The organism is Bacillus sp. SIMBA_031 (assembly GCF_046535225.1).
In the GTDB taxonomy this organism is placed as follows: domain Bacteria; phylum Bacillota; class Bacilli; order Bacillales; family Bacillaceae; genus Bacillus; species Bacillus velezensis.
The window spans coordinates 1-250 of the sequence record NZ_JAWRXC010000521.1 but is presented as its reverse complement, the minus strand read 5'-3'; the positions used below and the strand labels follow the sequence as shown (position 1 = coordinate 250).

Sequence of the window (250 nt, the reverse complement as noted above, 5' to 3'; positions counted from 1 at the left end):
CCGGAGCGGCTCTTCGTGCTGCCGGTGCCCGCGCTGATCGGCGCCGCCACGCTGCTGTTTCTGTTTTCGCCACGCATCGCAGCCTGGGCCGAAAGGCGCCGCGGCGGCAACGAGCCATCACAACTCGCAAGCTCCACGGTGCTGGCATTCGCGTCGATCTATGGCGGCTTCTTCGGCGCCGGCCTCGGCGTCATCCTGACGGCAGTGCTGGCGATCGCCGACCCCAACGATATCCGCCGCGTCAAGGCGC

General features: G+C 68.8%; 1 protein-coding gene. It reads left to right on the top strand.

Annotation, left to right across the window (positions count from 1 at the left end):
* Positions 1–250, top strand: a 250-nt coding sequence (locus SB724_RS21225) for a hypothetical protein (RefSeq protein ID WP_486304064.1), incomplete at both ends; no start/stop codon positions are given.